We start from the raw sequence: 21,789 nt of genomic DNA, 5'->3' as shown, positions 1-21,789 counted from the left end.
CGTCACCTAACAATGAAACGATAAGCAATAAAAATCCGCCATTAAGTCATTAACTTAACGACGGAAACTTTGAGTTGAGCTAATAACTAGTTTGCATTTATTTCGATAAATTCAATTTCATCAGCTACTAGCTGACCATCACTATTTACTGTTCCTTCAACTTCAATCTTGGCATTAAGTACTAAGTCATTTACAGAGCCATTTTCAAATTTTGTGTGCATATTGGTCACAACATCATGACCATTTACGGTAAAACTGAATCTATTGGTAAAGTTATCAATAGTACCGAGTAACTCTGTATCGCCATTATCAATTTCTACCGCTAAAGCTAACCAATCATTGTCGATTTTCGTTAGTTCAACTTCAACTTCATCCTGCTCTTTCAATTTCAAGAAGAAGGTATCTTGATCAACATCATTACCTTGTGCATCTTCAAAGTCAGTCTCTTCATTGGTTAACACGATAATGCCTTTAACAGAAAAACTTGGTAAGTCTATGTTATCAACAACACCTTCAATTTCATGGCTCTCTTGATCATTTCCACCCGTTTCTTCACGATCGACTTTACGACTAATTAAAACACCGTTATCTTCATAAGCATCAATAGCTAATTTGTCACCAATAGCAATATTAGTGAAATTGAAGTTACGTAAGTCTTGCTCTGAATCATCCTCATACTGAGTATAATTATCAACAGTAAACTCTTGACCGAATAGAGTGAAGCTATCATCAGAAATTAACTCAACAATACCTTCAAGGCTAATTTCATTAGCTAATTCAAGACGAATATTATTAACTGGGTAATTTGGGGTATCTGTAATAGATTCTGACTCAACCACGGTAGCAACTAAGCTAACTTGACTACCTATTTTCAGATCGTCTTTATCACCTTGACTAAAGTCAGTGGCATCAGATAATACATATTTTCGGCCATCTACTTTTATTATTATTGTATTTCCCGCTTTGTCAAAATCTTCAACAATACCCGTAACCTCAAGTAAGCCATCAATATATAAAAGCAAGCCTAGTGCGTTAATTTTATCAGCAACAAGTTTATTATTAATAGGCGGAAATTTGCTTTTTACTTCAACAAGTGAACCTGAAGTTAACATTCCAGTAATGTCAGCATCCTCATAACTAACAACTAATTCACCTATGGTAAAGGTCTTATTCACCTTATTAATATCGCTAATAGTCCCCGTTAATTGCTGCTCGGTTTGTGCATCTTTAATTGCTAAATAACTAACAACAAAATTACCATATTCATTTTTAAAAGCACTTAATTCAACAATCATGTCGGTGCGTAATTCACTGAAGCGTGTATCGTCAAATTGAGTCGCTTGTGTAATTAAGTAGGTTTGTCCTAAAATACTTAATGAATTATTGGCAAGGTCAATAGCATCAACAGTACCAATAGCATCAGCAAGATATTTCACGTCCTGTGCTGTTGGTTCAAAATCCGATGATTTTTGCGCATTAATGACAACTTTCATGCCCACTTTAAGTGACGCTTCATCACTTTTATTGCCGTTACCAATAATGTTGCTGTCTTTGGTGATATAACGCACACCATTAACATAAACACTACCAAAGCCACTGATCACGCCTGAGCTGGTAATGTAAGTAACCGGTGCATCTTCTTCTGTACAAGCAGACAAAAACAAACATAAACTAGCTAAGCCGGCAATTGCGGTAAATTTGTGTTGCATCAATACATTTCCATTATATATGTAGGGGGATTTCCCTAACTAAATTAAAAGCAATACAGCTTCGCTATATCAAGTGCATTGATGAACATACACAAAGAGCAATCATAGTAATAAGCTGTAAATATAGACCGAGTCTACACGCGTAACTTTGTCTTTTATGTTGTAGTTTTGTTCGCTTATGTTACCCAAAAGCAATGTCATAAGACGATATGAATCAGCGGCCTTGTTACGACTAACCTTAAAGTGATGAAATGAGATGTTACAGGCATAAAAAAACTCGCCGAAGCGAGTTTTTTTTACAATAATAGATAGCCTCTATTTACTGCTCTTTACCGTTGTCACTGGAAAACCACGGTCACGCATTAACGCTTCAACTTTAGCATCTCGACCTCGAAAGGCACGGTACGCTTCACTTGGATCAACCGCATTACGCACACTAAACAAATGCTCTACCAACTTATCAGCAACGTCTTTATCATAAAAACCACCTGGTGCTTGAGCAAATGCTTCAGCCGCATCAGAGGTTAATACTTCAGCCCACATGTAACCATAATAGCTAGAAGCATAACCTTCGCTGCTAAAGATATGGCCAAACTGCGGGCTGCGATGACGCATTACAATTTGCTTAGGCATTTTAAGTGCAGCTAAAGTTTCACGTTCAAACTTGTCAGCATCAATACCAGTAGGATCAACGGTATGGAATTTCATATCAACTAAGGCTGAAGCTAAATATTCAGTGGTTTTAAAACCTGAATTAAACGTAGCCGCTTGCTTAATTTTAGCGATAAGTGATTTTGGCATTGGCTTGCCAGTTTTGTAATGTACAAGGTAGTTATCAATCACTTCATCGGTAGATAACCAGCGCTCTAATAACTGTGATTGAAATTCTGTGTAATCACGTACACCTGAATTCAATGTTGGGTATTCTACTTTTGAGGCTAAAAAGTGTAAAGCATGGCCAAATTCATGGAAGTAAGTTTCAGCATCAGACCAAGAGATTAATGTTGGTTGACCCGCTACACCTTTCGAAAAGTTTGAGTTGTTTGAAGATAATACATTTTTCTTACCATCAAAGGTGGTATGTGCACGATACGTGGTTGCCCATGCACCTGAACGTTTACCTTTGCGAGCGAACGGGTCTAAATACCATAAACCAATGTGTTCACCTGAGGTTTTATCTTTTACTTCCCAAACACGTACATCTTCGTGAAATACGGGTACTGAGCCATCAGTCACTTCACTAAAGCTAAAGTTAAATAAACGCCCTGCTACATAGAACATAGCTTCACGTAAGTTGTTTAATTGTAAGTACTGCTTAACTTCATCTGAGTCTAGGTTGTATTTATCTTTACGTACTTTCTCAGCATAAAAACGGTAATCCCATGCTTCAACTTGCTCTATACCGTCTTGTTTTTTGCCGATTGCTAACATGTCAGCAACTTCTTCATCAACACGGGCAATAGCCGCAGGCCATACAGATTCCATCAAAGCAATAGCATTTTCAGGAGACTTTGCCATACGATCTTCTAAGCGCCACGAGGCATAGTTTTTATAACCTAATAAACCAACACGTTCATGACGTAACTGCAGAACTTCAGCAATGATGGCATTGTTATCATACTGGTCGCCATTATCACCACGACTGTAGTAGGTACTCCAAACCTGCTTACGTAATTCACGTTCTGTCGAATACGTTAAGAACGGGTCCATTGATGAGCGAGTATTGGTGATAGCGTATTGACCTTTATGGTCTCGCTCTTCAGCTGCCGCTGCTGCAACATTAACTACAGATTCAGGTAGCCCACCCAATTGTGACTTATCTAGATACAGCACATAGCCTTCTTCATCGGCTAAGATATTGTTACCGAATTTTGTTTGCAGGGTAGATAATTCTAAGTTTATCTCTGCATATCTTTTCTTATCAACTGCATTTAATGTCGCGCCATTACGGGCAAAGCTGTTATACGTTAATAATACTAAACGCTGATTTTCCGGGCTCATCGCTTTAGTTTTTTCACTATTATAAACAGCTGAAATACGCGTAAACAGTTTATCATTTTGCTTGATTTTTGAAGAGAAAGCCGACAGTTTTGGTGCTAATTCACTTTGTAATTGACGAAATTCAGGGCTTGATTTATTTGAACGCCAAATGCCGTAATAGCTGAAAAGCCTATTAAGTTCCGCGCCCGTTCTTTCCATCGCTACGATAGTATTTTCAAAAGTAGGTGCGTCATTATTATTGGCAATAACATCAACTTCAGCTAACTCTTTAGCCATCGCTTCTTCCATAGCAGGAACTAAACCACTAAGTGATACTTGATCAAATGCTGGTACGCCCTCAAATGGTCCTTGCCATTTAGCCAAAAGCAGCGCTTTTGATTCTTCTACGCTTTGAACACTCGCAGTAGCTTTATTTATTGTATTAGCAGCAGGCTGAACATTAGTCGTTTCCGTTGCTGTTGAGCAACCCATCAAAATACTAGACACTAAAAATGCTTTGATAAACTGAGGTTTCATTGAATATTCTCTTTTTATAGTAATTACCCTTAGTCTAACAAGCATCAACTGGAGAGGATATATCCGCAACTACCGTCTACCGCAATATCTATACGGTTAATCCTGTTTGATATTTCCTTACCTATAAAAAAGGCCGACTACCTAAGTAGCCGGCCCAAAGGGGAGTGGATTTATAACAATTCGGTCAAGCCGTTTTCTCTGTCCGTAAGAATGACGACTAGATGATTTGATACATACCCGTCACCAATCAATGAAGTGCTTGAGCAAGAACGCTGAACCTGCATATTGAATGATAATGGGTATAATTGGGAGCTCCCCTTTAAACTTTGCCGAGTATGTCCTTACTCGTTATTTACTTGTCGCTACAGTCGTAGTAACAAAATCAACTAATTCTTGTTCTGTAAGAGACTTATCAGTATTACTATCAATTTGGCTAAAGGACTTCACCAACCACTCATTCTTGCCAGCAATAACTTCTTGTTGGCTTAACTTGCCATTTTTGTCAGTATCTAGTGAAGTAAAAGTAAACTTATCGTTCATCTCTTTTATTTCTTCAACTGCAACTTCAACAATCTCTGTGATCACTGACGTTTCTGAATGTATAACGGTACTAGCTTCAGTAGTATCAGCTAGAGCATCATCAGCATTGACAAAAAAAGAAGCCAGACTTACGGCTACAACAAATGTGGTTACTTGCGTTAAACTGATACTATTCATGGTAATCCTCTTTTTAAAATTAAAGCGCTTTAATTGCGCTGAATATAATTCATTATTGACAGAGATATAGCACGGAGTGTGCCAACAAACCCAAGCGCATGATTGTAAAGGATTTAATAAAGAACCTACTGTTTTTTATAACCTAAACCCTTGTTAAACTGTCGCTAAATACCAACACAATAAAATATTACCGACTATCGCTGACTAATACGTCGACACAAATCATAATAAACTAATGTTTTACAGTTACTTAATAACTCGGCATTTATGATTTAACCTTGTCTCAAAATAAAGACACCCTTGTTTTTATTTTATTTTTGTCATACAAAGGGCATCCAGATTTACTTACCGTAAAAATTTCAGGCTGAATTCCATGACTTCCCTTAGCAAATTAAAAAAAAGTAAAGCATTGCTAAGACAGTTGACACTTTCTTTTTATATATTTAGTCAGTCACTTCTTAACAAGGTTTCTATTAATAAACTAACATTAATTGGTTTTACTTTTGTTGCCATGCCTTTAGTAATGGCCTTACTGTTCGGTGCGAATAAGGTCAGTCAATTAGCAAAACAAAGCACTAGTGCTATTTACCATGTTGCACAATTAACTCAACTAAACAGCAAACTAGATGACAGTATTGCCAAAATAGAACGCTCTGCGAGTCAATATGTGGTACTTAAAGACGATGAATTACTTACCCTATTTGGTCGTCACCAAGCCGTTTTAAAAAGTATCATCAAAGAAACATCCACAAAACAGCAAGATAAGCTGTTAAAAGAACGGCTTATGTCGCTACATTTTGAGAGTGATCGAATAAGAGAATTGATGCTAAGTAATGAGATTGAAACGATGTCATTGGCGCAAATCCAAAAAGAATTTAAAACATTACATCAGATTAATAAACAACTAGAAAAGCGCAGTAATTTTGTCGTTAATGAACAGGTTTCAAACATACACCAGACTACCGAAAATATTAGTAATAATATCCTTGAGCGGTTATATATTATTCCTATCACCTTCTTAATTGCCGGTATATTTATCATTTTGATCACTAAACCATTAAAGCGGCTTACTGATAAAATCAAACTACTAGAGCAAGGAAATTTCGAACAAAAAATCAACTTGCACGGCCCTGCCGAAGTAAGGGAAATAGCAGATGCGTTAGAGAATATGAGGCAACGTCTTCATACTCTTGAATTACAGAAATCGAGTTTTATTCGACATATTTCCCATGAATTAAAAACACCATTAGCAGCTATTAGAGAAGGCACTGAGCTTATCTATGATAATAGTGTTGGCCCACTCAATGATGATCAGCAAGAAATTTGCGATATCATCCGCACCAGTGTAAATCGCTTACAGCGTTTAATTGAAGACTTACTTGATTTCAATATTGTATTGGATTCAACTAGCTTGCATGGCTTAGAAAAAATGAATTTATCTGAGCTAATAAGTGCTGCTTGTAAGGACAGAAAACTTGATATCAAATCTAAAAATTTAACCCTGAAGTGTAATAACAGTCCTTATTTTATTTACAGTAACAGTAAACAACTCAGTGTGATTTTAGACAATATTTTATCTAATGCGATAAAATACTCCCCCATAGACGGAAATATCACCATTACGTATAACAATAGCAAGGAGTGCATAAACATTAATATCATTGATCAAGGTCCAGGGATAGAACCATCACTTAGTGAGAAAGTATTTGATGCTTTTTATCAGGGTACAGCACCGATAAACAGTCAAATAAAAGGCAGTGGTTTAGGGCTGACTATAGTCAAAGAGTTATTACTGCGCCTCAATGGCAGTATCAAAATAATACCAGCGGGAAAAATTAGCGCTACAAATACAGGCGGTACCTGTGTTTCTATCACCTTACCGAATGCTCAAACAGATAACGTATTATGAAAATGATTAACCCTCATATAAAGGTTTCAATAATTAGCCGGGCTAAGCAGTGCTTTTCCATCTCCTTTATTATTCTATTAGTGAGTTTATCAAGTGCTTGCCAAGTTACAGCACCCGTAACTGAGACTAAGACTGAGACATCTCATGATTCGGTTAAATATAGTCAGTATTACTTATGGCTAAAAACCCTAAATAATAAACAACTTTTGCTAGAAGAAAAGCAACAATACGTCTTGATGACTAACCAACTTAAGGACAAAGCCTTTAGCCAAGGCAAACTCATCCTAATTTATAGCTTGCCAAACCCAGTAATTTATCAACCTTACAAAGCTAAAAGATTGCTCAATGAACATTTATTAACAAGCAATATCCTCAGTAAAGAGAATTTGGCCTTTACCATGTTATTAAGAGACCAATTAAATACTCAATTGCATTTGCTGGAAAAACAAGCGCTATCTGAGCAAGGCTTTACTAAGCAGAGCGATGAGCATCACAAGATAATTGAGCAATTAAACCAACAATTAAACCATGCAAACCAGCAACTGATGTTACTCAAACAAATTGACCAAAATATTAACGAACGAGACTAAGATCAGCGGATTAAATAAGTGATCAGTTAATTCGATTGGTATAAACCTCACAGAGAACGTTTTATGAACCTAAGCAGCCAAAAAGTTACCCGAAATTCAGCCAAAATTCTCATTGTAGATGACGATCCAAGTTTATTACGTTTACTCAGTATTCGTTTATCCGCTGCTGGTTATAATGTTGAATCTGCCGCCAATGCAAAAATAGCGCTAGGAACATTACAAAACTTTATTCCTCAAGTCGTTATTAGTGATTTGCGCATGGAAGGTATGGATGGCATGGCTTTATTTGAGCAAATTAGAGTACAGCATCCCAATATTCCCGTCGTGATCATGACCGCCCACGGTACTATTCCTGATGCGATTAGTGCGACTAAGCAAGGTGTATTTAGTTTTTTAACTAAGCCTTTTGAAAGCCAAGAGTTACTCGATACCGTTGAGCAGGCGATACGTTTACAGCCTTCAAGTGGTGAACAACCTTGTGAAGCTGAACAATGGCGTAATAATATTATTAGTCGCAGTACTGTAATGACTTCACTATTGCAACAAGCTAAGCAAGTAGCTAACAGTGACTTTAGTGTACTTATTCACAGTCAGAGTGGTACAGGTAAAGAGCTACTGGCAAAAGCCATTCATCAAGCCAGTAATCGTAAAGATAAAGTTTTTACTGCCATCAATTGTGCCGCGATCCCTGAACAACTACTTGAGTCTGAACTCTTTGGTCACATTAAAGGCGCATTTACCGGTGCAGAGAGAAATCACCAAGGTTTATTTCAAGCAACCGATGGTGGTACTTTATTCTTAGATGAAATTGGAGATATGCCACTAAGCTTTCAAGTGAAGCTATTACGCGTTTTACAGGAAAGAGAAATCAGACCAGTAGGCAGTACGCAAGCGATAAAAGTGGATGTACGCATCATATCGGCAACGCATGTTAATTTAACTAAAGCCATTAAAGCGGGCACATTTAGAGAAGATTTGTATTACCGATTGAATGTTGTTGAGTTGGAATTACCCACGTTAATGCAACGACGAGAAGATATTCCACTGCTAGTACAGTACTTTCTAAATCAAGCAGTTGCTCGTTCAAATGTTCCTATAAAAAGCATTAGCCAAGAAGCCATGGAGTTACTTATTAGTGCGCCTTGGCCTGGTAATATAAGACAGTTGCAGAATGTTGTAGAGCAAAGTATTGCGCTATCGAGTGAAAGTGTCATCAGTGCTAATTTAGTGAAAAATGCACTGCGTGATGATTCAACTCAGTTCCCCTCTTTCCAGCAAGCGCGTGATCATTTTGAGCGAGATTATTTAGCTAAATTATTAAAGATTACTGCGGGTAATGTCTCGCAAGCTGCACGTATTGCACAACGAAATCGTACCGAGTTTTATAAATTGTTAAATCGTCATCACTTAGTCGCAGAATCATACCGCGAAGACTAATCATGGATAAAATAAAGTCACATCAAGTTGATGTGACTTTATAGACTGTGAACGAGTAAAGTCTGCTAGACCATTAAGGCTTGTTACTTTTTAGTTAAGCTTGAAGTCTACCTTCCTCACTTTAATATTGACGCCTGCATCGGTTAACTCTTGGTATAAATCACCCTCTTGGCAATAACTCACTTGTCGACAAACAATCACGTACTTAAGCACTCCAGCTTTATTACTTTGCAATGCGGCTTGTTTAAACCAATACATCGCTTGGCTAAGGTCCTTATCAATATATTCACCACTCAAATACATTTCAGCCAAGTTAACTTGCCCTTGAGAAAACCCTAACTGAGCTGATAGGCTAAATCGCTCAAAAGCTTGCTGTAAGTTATTTTCTAGATAGCTCGATTTTTTAAAGCTTAGCCCTGCAAGGTTTTCTCGTTTACCAGGAATATATAATGTTGAACTAAGTTCAGGCTTAGGATCATTAATATAATTTCCATAAAGCATATTTTGATCTGGCCGTTTAATCATATAAATTGCCGCAGAGTCATGCATACTTTTTAACTTGGAAAGCTTTAAATCATACCGCTTAGATTCAAAATAACCTTTGTACCTTAATTGTCCGTAGCGAATACTATCTTTTAATGATTGCTGACGAAGATATAAAACATTGCCATAAAGCAGTGTCACGATATCACCGGTAATATCGACTACTTTGGCAATGCGATATTTTTGATTAGGCCTCAGGCTTTCACTGAGCAGACGAAAGTCTAAAAAATAAATATCGTCTACTTTAGGACTAGCAAGATAGGCTAAACTGTTATTATCTTCTTGTTGAGATTGGTTCGATTTTTTATAAATGAAAAGGCACAAGCACAATAAAACAATGAGCTTTAGCACGTTAGCAACAGTAAAGTAGCGAATAAGTCGTTGAGACGTTAGCCTTGCCTTTATCGCTTTCATTGCTGTTGTTGTTGCTTTTGCTTTCATCGTGTTTTCAATTCCGTTTTGTCTTTTGATGTTGTCCATTCATCACCCTTAAATTATATAATTCAAATGAAAAAAAGAACCTTAAGTCGTGAGCTCTAAAGTAATCTAGCTTGTAACCAAGTTGAAATATCAGCGAGCTGCTCTGGTAATACCGAATGCTCCATCGAGTAACTCTGCCAAGTTACTTTATAGTTAGCTGCTGTAAGTAAAGTATTGGCCATTTTACCCGCACTCATAGGTACAACATCATCTCGATCACCATGGTTTTGTAAAATTGGCGTAGCAACATTAGCACTATGACATTGCTCTGGTAATTTATCTGCGGTGGGTAAATAACAAGATAATGCTAAGATCCCCGCTAAACTTTGCGAGAAACGTAAACCGGTAAATAAGCTTAATACGCCACCTTGGCTAAATCCTGCTAAAACAATATTCTTTGCTGCTATACCCAAATCAATTTGCTCTTGGATTAATGCTTGCACCAGCTTTTCAGATTCTAATACACCTTTCATATCGGCGCGGTTATGTAAATCCATACTCTTTATGTCATACCAAGAGCGCATAACATAACCTTGATTGATGGTTACCGCTTGCTCTGGTGCATGGGGGAAGATAAAGCGTATACCGTGATTTTCTGGCAAAGCTAATACTGGTACGATAGGCGCAAAGCCAGCACCTGAATCTCCCAGGCCATGTAACCAAATTACACAGGAAGTTGCAGGAGATTTAGGCTCTATAGTAATTCGTTCAAGTGACGTTGCTGACATAAAATTCAATGATTTATTCGTTAATAAAAAGATGCCACATCATAACAATCGTTAGTGCCTGTGGCAAAACTGCATATCGAATATTCATTGGATACTTACAGTAATTGCCCAACATTACTTTGGAAGTAATCTAAAAAGGTTCGAGTTTTACTGGCAATATTACGGCTTTGATAAAGCACACTTAAACGCTGGGCGACACTTTCATTACTGAGCGACAATCGTTGTAGCGGCTGTACTGGTGCAGTATCTTTTAAAGTATCCGTTTTTAACGCAATGTTCCTGATAATATAATCAGGTAATTTACACAGACCAAGACCTTGTTCCGCTGCTTGAAGACGCATTTCAGGACTAGAAAGTACCACTCTACCGCCAACATTCACTTGCTCGATTTTATCACCATTACGAAAGTGCCAAGGCTGATTTTCTTCTTCTAAGATACAGTCATATTGGCTAAGTTGTTCTGGTTTAATCAGCTTTTCTTGCAGCAGTTTACTTTCTGCCTTAGACGACATAGTTGCCGAAAGGTAAATAGATTGTGGGAAGCTTAATAATTCTTTCGCAATCCAATTTGTTGTGGGCAGCGCTTGTTCGTGTAACACAAAACAAAGATCAAACTTGGGATCAAATTCAGGAACCGATCCAGAGTAATGCTGACAATGTAATTTAATTTTAGGGTAACGTCTCAAAAAGTCGCCAATTAAGGTACTTATAATTTTATTAAAAAATTCTAACGGTAATAAAATGTTCAGTTTACCTTGCGGTTGACTCAATGAAGAAGAAAGCTCTTCTTCTACTTTAGCTAAGGCATCTATATGCTCTTTACTGGCACAAAAGAGTAGTCGACCACTATCGGTAAGCTCTTGCTTTCGTGTAGTGCGCAACAGCAGTTCACAGCCTAATTTTTTTTCTAACGAGACTAAGCGTCGACTTAGTTTTGATTTTGCTATGCCTAATTCTTTTGCCGCTAAGGTAAACGATCCCGCTTCTACTAAGCATACAAATAAATGCAAATCATCTAAATTGCTCAATTTCATGCTTCCCCTTGCCTTATGAACTTTTCGATAACTGTTCTATTTTCAGAACAATGAATCCCATTAAACACATCTAATAAAGTAATTACAACTTAAGTACACTGCATTTACTGATTAAGCGTTAAGTAAAACTCGTTGAAGCTTGATTCACTACAGAAAAACAACAGTAATTAATCCGTATGGTATTAAATACCCCCTACATAATGGAGTACATCATGAGCACAGCAACATTGATAAAAGTTGAAGACGTTTTAGCCGAGAATTTTTCACAACAAGTAGAGCAAGTCAAAGGTAAAGTATTAATCGATTTTTATGCACCATGGTGCGCGCCATGTAAGATGATAGCGCCCGTTGTTGAGCAAATAGCACAAGAACATCAAGATATTAGAGTCATCAAAATTAACGCTGATGACAGCCAGGAGCTAATGACTAAATTGGGTATCCGAGGCATTCCTACATTATTATTAATGAACAATGGAGAACGCGTTGCAACACAAGTAGGCGCAGCTTCGGTTAGCCAAGTTAAAAAATTCGTTCAGCAGTAATAAAATCCCTTGCTACTTAGCTCACTAGGCTATCAACATCGATAGCCTAGTTTTATATTATATCCACCTAATTATTCACTATTCATTGATCTATTTCGGGCATCGCCACTGACTATTCATTACAATCATTTATAACAATCATTCCTAACAATATCGTCATAATCATCTTCGATGTACATAAGGCACACAAATGATGCAAATCACCGACTTAGCAACAGAACAAAAAATTCCACCACTATTACGCTTAGGCTTTCGACCCTTTTTCCTTAGTGGCGCGATCTTTAGTGTTTTCGCCATCACGCTTTGGCTATTAATGTATAAGGGAACAATTGACTTATCGCCTTTGGGGGGCGGTTATTGGTGGCATATTCATGAAATGATCTTTGGTTTTGGCGGTGCCATTATTGCAGGGTTTCTCCTAACAGCAGTACAAAATTGGACCGGCGTTAGAGGTGCCCAAGGTACAACACTACTCGCGTTATTCCTACTCTGGTTAGCGGGTCGAATTTTTCTAGTAATGCCTGAGTTACTTGGTTCAACGCTTTCAAGCATAATTGACTTACTTTTTCTGCCAACGGTTGCTTATGTTTTAGCTAAACCCATTTTGGCCATCAAGCAGTATCGTAATTTATTCTTTGTACCACTATTAGCATTATTTACTATCGCTAATGCAGAGATGCACCTAGCAATACACTTCCCAACAACATTTAATAGCATTTATTCTGGTTATGCTGGCGTTATGCTCGTTACGTTTTTAATGTCGGTAATGGCTGGTCGTGTTGTTCCTATGTTTACCAGTAATGGGACAAAAACCGATAAAGCGATACCACTACCTTGGTTAGATAAAGCAGCCAATGGTAGTTTAGCCATTGCGATGTTCAGTTTATTATTACAACCAATAGTTGGCTTTTCAGCGCTATTTTTTGGCATATTACTTATCATTTCGAGTCTATTTCAAACGATGCGTTGGCTAAGATGGCGACCTTGGATCACTTTACAGGTACCGCTTTTATGGTCTATCCACGGCGCGATGAAATTTATCTGTTTTGGTTTATTCGTACTGGGTGCAAGTTACTTAATACCCGAAGTACCGAGTAATCATGTTTGGCACTTACTGACGGTTGGCGGTATTGGTGGTTTGATTTTAGCTATGATTTCGCGTGTTTCTTTAGGCCATACTGGTCGTCCGCTAACACCACCAAAATCGATGACCATTGCCTATGTATTAATAAGCTTAGCTGCACTTGTTCGTGCTTTTGGTCCTTGGGCTGTGCCTGAAAAAACGTTACTCTTTATTGATATCAGTGGCGGATTTTGGCTTATCGCTTTTGCCATCTTTATTATTGGTTACGGTCCTATGTTAATAAACGCAAGAAAAGATGGTCGCCCTGGATAACGTGATTTACACTATCTAATTATCACGACTGCAATTTATTACAGTCGTTGAATAGGTAAATAAGCTAGCTAGTTCTCTAAGAATTACCTAGCTTATTTTTATTGCGGGGAGCTAAAGAACTTTGCTAAGTAATGACTAAACCAGCAATAAAATAATTAGATAACAATTAAAAATAATAGAGTAAATAATATGCGTGCAGTATTTTTAGATAAAAACACCTTCAGTTCTGCCATTGAGTTTTCAGCGATTAAACAACAGGTTTCACAGTTAGTCTGTTATGAGAATACCTCTGCTACTGAAATTATACCGCGCTGCCTTGATGCCGATATTATTATTACTAATAAGGTGCTATTAACTGCCGAAATATTATCATCCTTACCTAAGGTAAAGCTCATTTGTATCAGCGCTACCGGTTATAACAATGTAGATATAAAAGCGGCTAGCCATTTAAATATTGCCGTCACTAATGTCAGCGGTTATGCCGGGCAAGCAGTAGCACAATATGTTTTCGCCCAATTACTCGAGTATTATCAACAAACCAGCCACCAAAATAATAATACAGAGCAAGGTTTATGGTCTAAAAGTGATGCTTTTTGTTACCACGGTAATAGCATCAGTGAATTAGCGGGCAAAACACTGGGCATTGTTGGTTATGGTAGTTTAGGTAAAGCCGTTACAGCTATTGCACAGGCTTTTAATATGAAAGTGCTTATTAGTGAGCGACCTACGGCCAGTGTAATTAGAGCAGACAGAGTTACGTTTGATCAAGTCATAGAACAAGCTGACATTATTAGCTTACATTGCCCACAAACTGCTGAAACAGAAAACTTAATCAATGCTGATGTTTTATCACGTATGAAAAATACCGCAGTGTTAGTCAATACTGCTCGGGGTGCTTTGATTGATGAACCTGCTTTATTAAATGCCTTAAAAAGCAAAGAGATTGCTTGTGCTATTTTAGATGTATTAACACAAGAGCCGCCACCCGCTTCACACCCGTTACTTAACAGTAATTTAGCGAATTTAAAAATTACTGCTCATATCGCCTGGGCAAGTATTGAGGCGCAGCAGCGGTTAATTAATTTATTAAGTCAAAATATTATTGCCTTCGAACAAGGTAAAGAATTAAATCGTTTAGACTAAATGGATACGTTTAATATAAATTTTTTTAACTGCAACTTGTCTAAAGCTTTGCTATCTTAATGTTGAGATACCCCATTAGATGTGTTAATAAACCATGACTATTATAAAAGAAAAAATTAAGTATTTTCCTTTAACTAGTGAGTATTATTCTCAAGTTATTGCCCTTGCCAATCATGTTCATGGTGATGGTTATTTAGATGATGAAAAAATAGTTGCATGGACCAATAAAGGTATAGTTAACGAGATAAATTGTAGTTTTGTTGCTTTACTTAATAAGCAAGTTGTTGGCTTTCGTAGCACTTATTCCGCCAATAATTGGCGAATAGATCAATGGTGTACGCCCGAATTATGGCAGCTCGACAGTCAAAAATGTTGTTACTTTAAATGTAATACCGTTGATGAGAAATATCGCGGTTTAGGTATTGGTAAACAACTATTACAACTTGCCATTAACGCTGCGCAGCAACAAGGCGCCCAAGCAGGTATTAGCCATTTATGGAAACAAAGCCCTAATAATAGTGCCGTGTCATATTTCAGTAAATGTGGAGGGAAATTAATAAAGTCCCACCCGAATAAATGGAATGAGGAGAGTAAACAAGGTTATAACTGCATTTTATGTGGTCATAACTGCCACTGTGAAGCGGCAGAAATGATTATTCACTTTGGCAATTAATACTATTAAAAGCATCTAAGAAACACAGTGACTAGCTACTAATTAAATACTATCGACTTCACTATTGAGCTGGTTTTTTATATGCTGAAAGATATCTTCATTAAATAACGCTATGCCTTTACGGGTAAGAATAAAAGATGATGCGCTACCAACGTCATGAGCAATAAGGTCTTCATGACGTAAAAAGGCGAGTGTACCTATATGGGCAGCACGTTTATCAATTTCAGCCTCTGACTCTGGAAAGACATCATTAAAGCCAATCTCTGTTGGGCTAGGAAAATGTAGTGCTAATCGTTTTAGTATTACTACTGACGACTCATCGAATTGTGAAAAATTGACACCCATTGTATTTCCTATGTTCTATAAAGTAGCTCTCTATTTAAAATATAGCAGACTCAATACAATTATAAAATTGTTAAGTGTTTACCGTAACTAACTTTTGTATAACTTTAAACGGATACTTCTGCAGGTAATTGCCAATCGATTTGATTAATCTCGTGTTTAGCCAACCAAGTGTTGGCTTGAGAGAAATGCTGACAGCCATAAAAACCTCGGTAGGCAGACAATGGCGATGGATGTGGGCCCGCTAAAACTAAATGCTTTTCTTGGTTTATATTTTTACCTTTTTTATGCGCATGTGCGCCCCACAAGATAAACACACAGCCATTATTATATTCATTCAATTCGTTAATAACTTGCTCAGTAAACATTTCCCAACCCAGTTTCGCATGAGAATGCGCATTACCTTGCTGCACAGTTAACACTGTATTTAGCAATAAGACCCCTTGCTCCGCCCAATGCGTTAAACAACCATGCTTTGGTGCTTTAAAGCCCTTGATATCCGTTGACAGCTCTTTATACATATTAACGAGTGATGGTGGCACTTTAATACCATCTTGAACTGAAAAAGCTAAACCATGGGCTTGATCTTTGCCGTGATAAGGATCCTGGCCAAGAATAACAATTTTTACATCGGCTATATCAACATGATTAAAAGCATTAAACACATCTTTTTCTGCTGGATAAATTGAAATTTCTGATGCTCTTTGTTTTTCGACTTCAGTGATTAAGTTTTTAAAGTAGCTTTGCTTAGTTTCACGATTAATTAACTGCTGCCATTGTGGTTTGATCATATTCATATCCAAAGATTTATACCTGTTACCAATAAAAAAGCTATCACCAAAGGTGATAGCTTTATATTTTGAATTCTTATTTTAACTTAAGCAATACCGTTAAGCATTGTCAAAAGTGTTATTTAGAGATTTTATCCAAGATTAACTTAGTAAATAGCTACGTAAATCACTGAAGTCAGTAGTCAGATCTTGCGATAAAATAGGCTCGCCTGCGCAATCAGCAAGTTCTTTTGGTAAACCTAATGGCTGACCAAGAATACTTTCAACAACTTCTTTAAATTTAGCTGGATGAGCCGTTCCTAAGAACACGCCAAACTCATCTTCAGTAGCACTGTATTGTAATGCTTTATACGCTACAGCTGCATGCGGTTCACTAATGTAACCCAATTTTCTAAGCCCAATAACAGTAGACTGCGTTTGCTCTTCGTCGATGGATACTGAACTTACACAACCTTGCTCAACAATACCGCTCTTCAACATATGTTCTACGCGTGGCCAGTTATTCGGGTTACTCACATCCATTGCATTTGAAATAGTCGCTACCGTTTTATTCGGCGTCCATTCTCCTGTTTCTAAGTAACGTGGCACAGTATCGTTAGCATTAGTCGCTGCAATAAAGCGTTTAATAGGTAACCCCATTGCTTTAGCAAACAAACCTGCTGTAAGGTTACCAAAGTTGCCACTTGGAATAGAGAATACGATGCTGCTTAAGTCACTTTTTACTCTTGATAGCTGTGCTACTGCTTCGAAGTAATAACATACTTGTGCTAATAATCGACTGATATTGATAGAGTTTGCCGAGTTTAAACCAATGGTATTTGCTAATTCTTTATCGTCAAAAGACTGCTTAACTAACGACTGACAATCATCAAAGTCACCATCAACGGCTAATGTTTCAATATTACCACCTAGGGTGGTAAACATTTTTTCTTGCAGTAAACTAATTTTTCCTTTTGGATACATGATAACAACACGAATATTATCAATACCATGGAATGCATGAGCAACAGCAGCGCCGGTATCACCTGAAGTAGCGGTTAAAATAGTTAACGGCTTAGTTTCGCCACTGGCTTTAGCATCCTTAGCAACAAATGTTTGCAAACATTTCGCCATGAAACGAGCACCAAAATCTTTAAATGCTAACGTTGGTCCGTGAAATAATTCTAAAATAGCTCGGTCTGGGCTTATCGGCTGTAATAAAGCGGGGAAATTAAAAGCGTCGGTAACAATGTCAGTTAATTCACTTTTCGTTAAATCACCTTCAACGAAAGGCTGTAATATTTTGACACTACGCTCGACCAAAGGCAGTGCTAGTAACTCATCTATGTTATCTAATTTAGGCATTGAACTAGGGAAAAATAACCCCTGATTCTTACCTAAGCCTTGCTTTACCGCTTGTGAGAAAGATACCTGTTCATCATTTTCTTTTAAATTATAATATTTCACTTTCTTTCCTAATAATCTGTTTACTAAATTGTTTCGCCATCGTGCTTATATATTTAAAAGCACGATGATCTTAAATTTCTGTTGCGCCAACTTTATCGACTTTACAAACATGGACAAAGCCTAATGCTGTTTGTAGGTAGTTATCTTGTAACCATAGCGCGTATTGCTCTGCCTGTTGCTCGCTATCACAAACACAAAATAGTGTCGGTCCTGAGCCTGAAATACCAACAGCTAAAGCGCCTTGTGCGGTCAGATAGTCTCGAGACTCTTGATATCTAGGCAACAAGTTAGTCCGGTACGGCTCTGCAATAACGTCGGTTAATACCGAGAATGCTTGGCTCTTATCTTGACGGTGACATGCATCGACAAAGGTTGCTAAGTTTTGACCATAACTAATAACGTCACTACGGCTATAAGTTGTTGGTAAAACATCCCTAGCAGCTTTAGTCGAGACTTCTATACCAGGATATGCCATGACATAGTAGCAATCATCGAAGTTTGGTAAAATGCGTGAGATCACGTTTTCATCCGGCACCATTAACTGCAGACCACCTAAATAACATGGCGCAACATTATCGTAATGTAAACTGCCACTAATTTGTGCTTCCATTTGGCCTGTCATTTTTAACAAGTGATTTTCAGAAAAACTAAAATCCTGATATTTAGCATAAAATGCATTTAAGGCTGCTAGCGCGGCAACAACAGAGCAGGCACTTGAACCTAAACCACTGCCAACAGGCATTTTTTTATCCAAGCTGATATCTAAAAATACAGGAACTCTGTCAGTGCTGATCAATTGTTCATTAAAAAGTAATAAGCAAGACCAAACAATATTATCTTCTTTGTTCGTTGGCAACTTATCGGCAAAACTACCAGTAACCGTTAGGCTACTTTCATTAGATGTCGTTGCACTAACAGTAACAACATCACCTAATAATGTACCATCTATTGGTTTTACTGCCAGCCCTAAAACATCAAAACCTACGCTGACATTACCAATAGAAGCCGGTGCAAATACTGAAACACTGTTCTCAATATTAGCGTTAGTATTAGTAACTGACATTAGTGCTGTTGCTCCCAAGCTAAAGTTCTTAATAGATCACCGAAAACACCTGCCGCTGTAACCGCTGCGCCAGCACCGTAGCCACGTAAAACAAACGGTAATGGTTGGTAATAACGACTATGAATAGCTAAAGCGTTTTCGCCATCTTTAATGCTATATAACGGGTGGTCAGATCCGACCGACTCAATAGAAACTTGGCATTTACCGTCAACAATATTACCAATATAACGAAGTACTTTACCTTCAGATTTTGCATTTGCTACCCGCTCAGCAAAACCGCTATCAAGTTTAGATATGTTACTCATAAACTGACTCACATCGCCACTGGCATCAAAATCACTAGGTAATACTGATTCAATATTAATATCTGATAACTCTAATTGCATACCGGCTTCACGTGCCATGATTAATAATTTACGAGCGACGTCCATACCACTTAAATCATCGCGAGGATCTGGTTCCGTAAAGCCATTTTCTTTGGCAATAGCGGTAGCTTCTGATAACGACATACCCTCTTCCAACTTACCAAACATGTAAGATAAAGAGCCAGATAATACCCCTTCAAAACGCTGTAACTCATCACCCGCTTTAATTAAGCTTTGTAAGGTATCAATAACCGGCAAGCCAGCACCTACCGTTGTTTCATATAAGAAACGACGATTAGTTTTCTGTGCCGTACTACGCAACTCTTGATAATATTCCCAAGAGTCTGTATTGGCTTTTTTATTTGGCGTGACGATATGGAAACCTTCAGCTAAATAATCAACATAACTCATCGCTAATGCTTCATTTGACGTTGAGTCAACAAACACAGGGTTAATTAGATGATTATCACGAACAAAACCTTTAAGGTTATCGACATTAACGGGTAACGCGTCAGTTGCATTGGCAACAGCTTCTTGCCAGTTATTTAAATCAATGCCTTCTTTGTCAAAAACCATACCTTTAGAATTAGCAATTCCGTAGACTTTCAAAACGATATTTTGCTTTTTCAAACTCGCTTGTTGACGTGATATTTGCGCGATTAGCTCACTGCCAACAACACCACAACCTACCAAGAAAACATCAATCGTTGGTTTATGGGAAAAGAAGTTTTGATGACTAACTTTCATCGCATCCATACATTTTCGTTGTTCAACAACTACAGAGATACTACGTTCAGAGGAGTCCTGAGCAATAGCAACTACGTTAACCCGAGCTTGAGCTAATGAACTAAAGAATTTAGCTGCCACACCTCGTTGATGATGCATACCATCACCCACTAGTGACACAATAGATAGTTCACCCTTTAACGATAAAGGCTCAAGTAAACCATTCAAAAGCTCTAATTCAAATTCATCTTGTAAACTTTGTTTTGCACGCTCTGCATCACTTGAATAAATACAAAAGCTAATGCAATACTCGCTCGACGACTGGCTAATAAGTATCAAAGAGATATTCTCTCTACTCATAGTGGCAAAAACACGACTTGCCATGCCGACCATACCTTTCATGCCTGGTCCAGACACATTTACCATGGTTAAGTCGTCAAGGTTGGAAATTGCTTTAACGCGTTTTTGTTGGTCATTCTCACTAGAAATTAACGTACCTGGTGCACTTGGGTTACTGGTATTTTTAATTAGACAATTGATATGATATTGAGCAATAGGCCCAATTGTTTTTGGATGTAAAACACTGGCACCAAAATAAGATAGCTCCATTGCTTCTTGATAAGATAAATAATCAAGCAATTTAGCTTCTTTAATATAACGAGGATCAGCATTGTAGACTCCGTCTACATCAGTCCAAATCTCACAACACTCAGCTTCTGCACAAACAGCTAATACGGCAGCAGAATAATCCGAGCCATTACGCCCTAAGGTAGTTACTTGTGGCATATTGCTGTTGTTATCAGCATTAACACCAATAAAACCAGGCATTAACGATACTTTACTTAATTTATTGTATTCACGCGCAAACTTTTCTTTTGATAGTACTAAATCGGCTACCGCATTCAGTGAAGAGTTATTGGTATATAAAAACTTCTCTGGCGCTAATAATGAGACCTGTAAACCATAAGCTTGTAATACCGCATCAAGGATCGCCACGCTTAAACGCTCACCTGTACTGATGATTCGCGCTCTAATATGAGCAGGGCAATAAGTTAATAAGGTTACACCTTGCATATAACGTTGTAGTTGATGCTCATAATTAGTTAACGCTTGCTCACAATGCTGGTGATTAAAGTTACTAATACTTGCTGATAAGTCATCAATAATTGTTGTTATTGCGCGTTTGAAGTGGCCTAAGTCTGTTACCAGCTTTGCTTCATCACTGATATTCTCAGCCATAGCTACGAGGTGATTGGTCACCCCTTGTGGTGCAGAGACAACAACAGCAATATTTGAAGATTCACTTTTGTCTTTGATAATATCAGCAACTTGACGAAAGCGCTCTGCTGAAGCTAGTGAAGAGCCACCAAATTTAAGTACACGCATGTTTTCTTCCTTTATAAAGAGATAATGAATAAATATACTCTTTTATTGTTTAAGCTATTGTAAGCTACCACAAGCTATTAGAGCTAATACTCTTCATTGTAAGCATAAAAAAACCCGTAACCTTTTCAGGTCACGGGCTTCGATAAAATTTTTATTTTTTACACGTTAGCCAGCGACCGCCATCCTAATTCGGGTGGTGGTGGTAATAATAATAATGTGGCTGTTGTTTATTTTCATAAGCTTAAAATGCCT

At 37.7% G+C, this 21,789-nt stretch carries 18 protein-coding genes; 7 read left to right on the top strand and 11 right to left on the bottom strand.

The genetic code is table 11. The annotated features are described in order from the left end of the window. Window positions 1–86: 86 nt before the first annotated feature. The 3 genes from CXF85_RS09565 to CXF85_RS09555 all read right to left on the bottom strand — a co-directional run bounded on the left by CXF85_RS09565 (window position 87) and on the right by CXF85_RS09555 (window position 4,943). Complete coding sequence (locus CXF85_RS09565; RefSeq protein WP_101228304.1) at window positions 87–1,709, bottom strand: DUF5666 domain-containing protein; 1,623 nt, start codon at window positions 1,707–1,709, stop codon at window positions 87–89. Between the two features lie 315 nt (window positions 1,710–2,024). After that, window positions 2,025–4,226 (bottom strand): M3 family metallopeptidase, encoded by a 2,202-nt coding sequence (locus CXF85_RS09560; RefSeq protein ID WP_101228303.1) that lies wholly within the window; start codon window positions 4,224–4,226, stop codon window positions 2,025–2,027. Window positions 4,227–4,574: 348 nt separating this feature from the next. Then, window positions 4,575–4,943 carry a hypothetical protein gene (locus tag CXF85_RS09555; RefSeq protein WP_101228302.1) on the bottom strand — a complete coding sequence of 123 codons (369 nt, stop codon included), beginning with the start codon at window positions 4,941–4,943 and terminating at the stop codon, window positions 4,575–4,577. A gap of 373 nt (window positions 4,944–5,316) precedes the next feature. On the opposite strand from CXF85_RS09555, the gene CXF85_RS09550 reads away from it, so the two are divergent. The 3 genes from CXF85_RS09550 to CXF85_RS09540 all read left to right on the top strand — a co-directional run bounded on the left by CXF85_RS09550 (window position 5,317) and on the right by CXF85_RS09540 (window position 8,879). Continuing rightward, window positions 5,317–6,852 carry a HAMP domain-containing sensor histidine kinase gene (locus tag CXF85_RS09550; protein WP_101228301.1) on the top strand — a complete coding sequence of 512 codons (1,536 nt, stop codon included), beginning with the start codon at window positions 5,317–5,319 and terminating at the stop codon, window positions 6,850–6,852. Continuing rightward, entirely contained in the window at window positions 6,849–7,442 is a 594-nt protein-coding gene (locus tag CXF85_RS09545; RefSeq protein WP_157829059.1) for a hypothetical protein, read from the top strand. Before CXF85_RS09550 ends, CXF85_RS09545 begins: the two co-directional genes overlap by 4 nt. Window positions 7,443–7,505: 63 nt before the next feature. Continuing rightward, the gene (locus CXF85_RS09540) at window positions 7,506–8,879 is read left to right on the top strand and encodes a sigma 54-interacting transcriptional regulator (RefSeq protein WP_101228299.1); all 1,374 of its coding nucleotides are present in this window, start codon (window positions 7,506–7,508) and stop codon (window positions 8,877–8,879) included. Between the two features lie 90 nt (window positions 8,880–8,969). On the opposite strand, the gene CXF85_RS09535 is transcribed toward CXF85_RS09540, so the two are convergent. From CXF85_RS09535 to CXF85_RS09525, 3 genes are all read right to left on the bottom strand, one after another. Further along, window positions 8,970–9,902 (bottom strand): tetratricopeptide repeat protein, encoded by a 933-nt coding sequence (locus tag CXF85_RS09535; protein ID WP_101228298.1) that lies wholly within the window; start codon window positions 9,900–9,902, stop codon window positions 8,970–8,972. A 56-nt stretch (window positions 9,903–9,958) separates the two neighbouring features. After that, window positions 9,959–10,630, bottom strand: coding sequence for an alpha/beta hydrolase (locus tag CXF85_RS09530; RefSeq protein ID WP_101228297.1), 672 nt, complete (start codon window positions 10,628–10,630; stop codon window positions 9,959–9,961). A 95-nt stretch (window positions 10,631–10,725) separates the two neighbouring features. Further along, window positions 10,726–11,664, bottom strand: coding sequence for a LysR family transcriptional regulator (locus tag CXF85_RS09525; RefSeq protein WP_101228296.1), 939 nt, complete (start codon window positions 11,662–11,664; stop codon window positions 10,726–10,728). A 212-nt stretch (window positions 11,665–11,876) separates the two neighbouring features. On the opposite strand from CXF85_RS09525, the gene trxA reads away from it, so the two are divergent. The 4 genes from trxA to CXF85_RS09505 all read left to right on the top strand — a co-directional run bounded on the left by trxA (window position 11,877) and on the right by CXF85_RS09505 (window position 15,418). After that, a complete protein-coding gene (gene trxA, locus CXF85_RS09520) occupies window positions 11,877–12,206 on the top strand; it encodes a thioredoxin (protein ID WP_101228295.1) in 330 nt (109 codons plus the stop codon). A gap of 190 nt (window positions 12,207–12,396) precedes the next feature. Continuing rightward, window positions 12,397–13,602, top strand: coding sequence for an NnrS family protein (locus CXF85_RS09515; protein ID WP_101228294.1), 1,206 nt, complete (start codon window positions 12,397–12,399; stop codon window positions 13,600–13,602). A 189-nt stretch (window positions 13,603–13,791) separates the two neighbouring features. Then, complete coding sequence (locus CXF85_RS09510; protein ID WP_101228293.1) at window positions 13,792–14,745, top strand: D-2-hydroxyacid dehydrogenase; 954 nt, start codon at window positions 13,792–13,794, stop codon at window positions 14,743–14,745. Window positions 14,746–14,839: 94 nt separating this feature from the next. Beyond that, window positions 14,840–15,418, top strand: a complete 579-nt coding sequence (locus tag CXF85_RS09505; RefSeq protein ID WP_101228292.1) for a GNAT family N-acetyltransferase — start codon at window positions 14,840–14,842, stop codon at window positions 15,416–15,418. A gap of 42 nt (window positions 15,419–15,460) precedes the next feature. Here CXF85_RS09505 and CXF85_RS09500 read toward each other — a convergent pair whose 3' ends face one another. From CXF85_RS09500 to thrA, 5 genes are all read right to left on the bottom strand, one after another. After that, complete coding sequence (locus tag CXF85_RS09500; RefSeq protein WP_101228291.1) at window positions 15,461–15,763, bottom strand: hypothetical protein; 303 nt, start codon at window positions 15,761–15,763, stop codon at window positions 15,461–15,463. Window positions 15,764–15,867: 104 nt separating this feature from the next. Continuing rightward, window positions 15,868–16,551, bottom strand: a complete 684-nt coding sequence (ung, locus tag CXF85_RS09495; protein WP_101228290.1) for a uracil-DNA glycosylase — start codon at window positions 16,549–16,551, stop codon at window positions 15,868–15,870. 141 nt (window positions 16,552–16,692) lie between these two features. Beyond that, the gene (gene thrC, locus CXF85_RS09490; RefSeq protein WP_101228289.1) at window positions 16,693–17,997 is read right to left on the bottom strand and encodes a threonine synthase; all 1,305 of its coding nucleotides are present in this window, start codon (window positions 17,995–17,997) and stop codon (window positions 16,693–16,695) included. Window positions 17,998–18,067: 70 nt separating this feature from the next. After that, entirely contained in the window at window positions 18,068–19,060 is a 993-nt protein-coding gene (gene thrB / locus CXF85_RS09485; protein WP_101228288.1) for a homoserine kinase, read from the bottom strand. Next, on the bottom strand, window positions 19,060–21,537 hold the full coding sequence (gene thrA / locus CXF85_RS09480) for a bifunctional aspartate kinase/homoserine dehydrogenase I (protein WP_101228287.1): 2,478 nt from the start codon (window positions 21,535–21,537) through the stop codon (window positions 19,060–19,062). Before thrA ends, thrB begins: the two co-directional genes overlap by 1 nt. Between the last annotated feature and the right edge of the window lie 252 nt (window positions 21,538–21,789).

The organism is Colwellia sp. 75C3, from assembly GCF_002836255.1.
GTDB lineage: Bacteria > Pseudomonadota > Gammaproteobacteria > Enterobacterales > Alteromonadaceae > Colwellia.
Note: the sequence above shows the minus strand (reverse complement) of the source record. Positions and strands in the feature narration are given on the sequence as shown.

Bases quoted from the DNA above. Each gene is read 5' to 3' on its own strand.
- CXF85_RS09545 (WP_157829059.1), top strand. From the start codon at position 6,849: ATGAAAATGATTAACCCTCATATAAAGGTTTCAATAATTAGCCGGGCT.
- ung (WP_101228290.1), bottom strand. From the start codon at position 16,551: ATGATCAAACCACAATGGCAGCAGTTAATTAATCGTGAAACTAAGCAA.
- CXF85_RS09500 (WP_101228291.1), bottom strand. From the start codon at position 15,763: ATGGGTGTCAATTTTTCACAATTCGATGAGTCGTCAGTAGTAATACTA.
- CXF85_RS09540 (WP_101228299.1), top strand. From the start codon at position 7,506: ATGAACCTAAGCAGCCAAAAAGTTACCCGAAATTCAGCCAAAATTCTC.
- CXF85_RS09550 (WP_101228301.1), top strand. From the start codon at position 5,317: ATGACTTCCCTTAGCAAATTAAAAAAAAGTAAAGCATTGCTAAGACAG.
- CXF85_RS09530 (WP_101228297.1), bottom strand. From the start codon at position 10,630: ATGTCAGCAACGTCACTTGAACGAATTACTATAGAGCCTAAATCTCCT.
- CXF85_RS09560 (WP_101228303.1), bottom strand. From the start codon at position 4,226: ATGAAACCTCAGTTTATCAAAGCATTTTTAGTGTCTAGTATTTTGATG.
- CXF85_RS09505 (WP_101228292.1), top strand. From the start codon at position 14,840: ATGACTATTATAAAAGAAAAAATTAAGTATTTTCCTTTAACTAGTGAG.
- CXF85_RS09525 (WP_101228296.1), bottom strand. From the start codon at position 11,664: ATGAAATTGAGCAATTTAGATGATTTGCATTTATTTGTATGCTTAGTA.
- thrB (WP_101228288.1), bottom strand. From the start codon at position 19,060: ATGTCAGTTACTAATACTAACGCTAATATTGAGAACAGTGTTTCAGTA.
- thrA (WP_101228287.1), bottom strand. From the start codon at position 21,537: ATGCGTGTACTTAAATTTGGTGGCTCTTCACTAGCTTCAGCAGAGCGC.
- trxA (WP_101228295.1), top strand. From the start codon at position 11,877: ATGAGCACAGCAACATTGATAAAAGTTGAAGACGTTTTAGCCGAGAAT.
- CXF85_RS09535 (WP_101228298.1), bottom strand. From the start codon at position 9,902: ATGGACAACATCAAAAGACAAAACGGAATTGAAAACACGATGAAAGCA.
- CXF85_RS09555 (WP_101228302.1), bottom strand. From the start codon at position 4,943: ATGAATAGTATCAGTTTAACGCAAGTAACCACATTTGTTGTAGCCGTA.
- CXF85_RS09510 (WP_101228293.1), top strand. From the start codon at position 13,792: ATGCGTGCAGTATTTTTAGATAAAAACACCTTCAGTTCTGCCATTGAG.
- CXF85_RS09565 (WP_101228304.1), bottom strand. From the start codon at position 1,709: ATGCAACACAAATTTACCGCAATTGCCGGCTTAGCTAGTTTATGTTTG.
- CXF85_RS09515 (WP_101228294.1), top strand. From the start codon at position 12,397: ATGATGCAAATCACCGACTTAGCAACAGAACAAAAAATTCCACCACTA.